The organism is Rubrivirga sp. (assembly GCF_049648075.1).
In the GTDB taxonomy this organism is placed as follows: Bacteria; Bacteroidota; Rhodothermia; order Rhodothermales; family Rubricoccaceae; genus Rubrivirga.
Genome location: NZ_JBARYR010000406.1, coordinates 1 through 2,515, shown reverse-complemented (window position 1 = coordinate 2,515; position 2,515 = coordinate 1). Strand labels below are relative to the sequence as shown.

The window sequence follows — 2,515 nt, the reverse complement described above, 5'->3', positions numbered from 1 at the left end:
CTGCCTACCGGGCCGTCTACGGCGACCGCGCGCCGCTCCCGCTCACCCGCTCCACCCCGCTCCCATGACCCCCGACGCTCTTTCTCTACCCTACGCAAATACGCCGGACGCTGAATTGCCGAACGCGGACGCGCTCCGTCGTTCGGTCCGCGAGAAGTACGCCGCCGTCGCCCGCGGCGCGGGCCTGTCGTGCTGCTCGCCTTCCGTGACAGGCGACGGCGCGAGCACCGAGATCAACATGATCGGCGCCGCATACGACGGCGTCGACGGGTACGTCGAGGTGGCCGACCTCAAGCTCGGCTGCGGGCTCCCCGTCGAGCACGCCGGGCTCGCACCGGGCCAAACGGTGCTTGATCTCGGCGCGGGGACCGGGCTCGACGCCTTCGTCGCCCGCCGCGTCGTCGGTGAGGAGGGGACGGTGCTCGGCGTCGACTTCACGCCGGAGATGGTCCGGAAGGCGCGGCAGAACGCGGCGGCGCTGGGGTACGAGAACGTCCACTTCGAGCACGGCGACATCGAGGCGCTCCCGTTCGCGGACGCCTCGGCCGACGTCGTCGTCTCGAACTGCGTGCTCAACCTTGTACCGGACAAGGCCCGCGCGTTCGCTGAGGCGTTCCGGGTGCTCCGCCCGGGAGGCCACGTCTGCGTCTCCGACGTCGTGAGCCGAGGCGAGCTACCGGAAACGGTCCGGGCCTCCGCCGAGCTCTACGCCGGGTGCGTGGCCGGGGCGCTCGAACGGGAGGCGTACCTCGGGATCGTCCGAGATGCCGGGTTCGAGGGCGTCGAGGTGGTGGCGGAGCGCCCGATCGACCTGCCAGATGGGCTCCTACCGGACGGGGCCGAGGCCCCGCTCCTCAGCGTGACTGTCCGGGCCACCAGGCCCGCCTAAGCCCTCGCGAGCGTCGAATCCCTGCCCTCCGCCTGACCACAGGTGGCGCCCCTGATCGCACCTCTCCTTTCGCAGACCCATGCCCACAACCCTCGCTGTCTTCTCCGACGTCCACGCCAACCTCCCCGCCCTCGAGGCCGTCCTGCGCGACATCGACGCCCGCCTCGGCCGCGGCGAGGTCGACGCCGTCTACTGCCTGGGCGACCTCGTCGGCTACGCGACGTGGCCGAATGAGGTGGTCACCTCGGTCCAGGAGCGCGGCATCCCGACCATCGCCGGCAACTACGACGAAGGCGTAGGGCTGGGCTCGGACGACTGCGGCTGCGCATACCAGACCGACGAGGACAAGGCGCGCGGGGCCGAGAGCATCGCCTACACCAACGGCGCCGTGACCGAACAGACGCGCCGCTTCCTCCGGGGCCTCCCTCAGCACATTCGCGTGACGCTGGCCGCCGCGCGCGACCGGAAGGCCGAGCCCGTCGAGGTGCTGATGGTGCACGGCAGCCCGCGCCGCGTCAACGAGTACCTCTTCGAAGACCGCCCGGACGATCTGCTGCTAAAGCGCATGACCGACGCAGGAGCCGACGTGATGCTCTTCGGCCACACGCACAAGCCGTACCACAAGGCGCTCGCGGAGACGTCCGAAGACGGGGAGCAGGCGTACCGCCACGCCGTCAACACCGGGTCCGTCGGCAAGCCGAAGGACGGCGACTCGCGCGCGTGTTACGTGTTGCTGCACGTCGACCCGGAGATGGCAAAGACGGACCCGGCGTACTGCTCGGCGGAGTTTGTCCGGGTGGCGTACGACGTCGAGGAGGCCGCTCTGGCCGTCGAGGCCAGCGTTCTTCCCGACGCGTTCGCCCAGATGCTCCGCGACGCTTGAGCGAGAGGCCTGACTAGGGGCGCCTGAAGGGCGTGCAAGAAGCCATCATAATGTACGTTGGTCGGTAGCGCACTATGAGCTTGCAGGCCGAACCAGGCCGCAAGCAGCCAGCCCACTGTCACGGTGAGGCCCCAGGCGGCTAGAAGTCGTTGGTCGTTCATAGGGGGGGCGCGGTGCTCGCGCCCGAGGATCGGGCTGGAGAGGGCCTAGGAAAGGCGAACACCGTCGCGGGCCGCCTCCTCCGCACTCACCGCGGACGCGACGGTCCCGGCGGGGTGGTCGTACCAGCCAGGGTCGCGGTCGTAGACGACGGGCTTCGGGCGCACCTTCACGTTGGTGTACATGCCGCCCATCGTGATGTAGCCGAACGGCCCCGCCGCGCCCACCATCGGGATCGAGTTCTCCGGAACCGCCATGTGGCCCATCTCGACGTGCTCGCCCATGTCGTCGCCGCCCACCTGGCCCATCGTCATGTAGCCCGGCGCGAGCGGCTGCACGGCGCGGTTCAGCCGGCTAGCGTCCACACCGACCATGTTCGGAAACTCGTGGCCCATCTGGTTCATCACGTGGTGCGTCATGTGGCAGTGCATGGCCCAGTCGCCGAGCGCGTCGGCCGTCCATTCCACCGTGCGCGTGCTCCCGACGGGCACGAGCACCGTCGTCTCGGGCCACTGCCCGGCCTCGGGGATGCGCCCGCCGTCGGTGGCGACGACGTTCCAGTAGTGGCCGTGGAGGTGGATCGG

At 70.0% G+C, this 2,515-nt stretch carries 3 protein-coding genes; 2 read left to right on the top strand and 1 reads right to left on the bottom strand.

Annotated features, from left to right (window positions below):
* Together arsM and WBA11_RS11725 are read left to right on the top strand one after the other, a co-directional pair.
* On the top strand, nt 1–889 hold an 889-nt coding region (gene arsM / locus WBA11_RS11730; RefSeq protein WP_424520870.1), incomplete at its 5' end, for an arsenite methyltransferase.
* Between the two features lie 79 nt (nt 890–968).
* Nucleotides 969–1,772, top strand: coding sequence for a metallophosphoesterase family protein (locus WBA11_RS11725; RefSeq protein ID WP_424520869.1), 804 nt, complete (start codon nt 969–971; stop codon nt 1,770–1,772).
* Between the two features lie 206 nt (nt 1,773–1,978).
* On the opposite strand, the gene WBA11_RS11720 is transcribed toward WBA11_RS11725, so the two are convergent.
* Nucleotides 1,979–2,515, bottom strand: a 537-nt coding sequence (locus tag WBA11_RS11720; RefSeq protein WP_424520868.1) for a multicopper oxidase domain-containing protein, incomplete at its 5' end; no start/stop codon positions are given.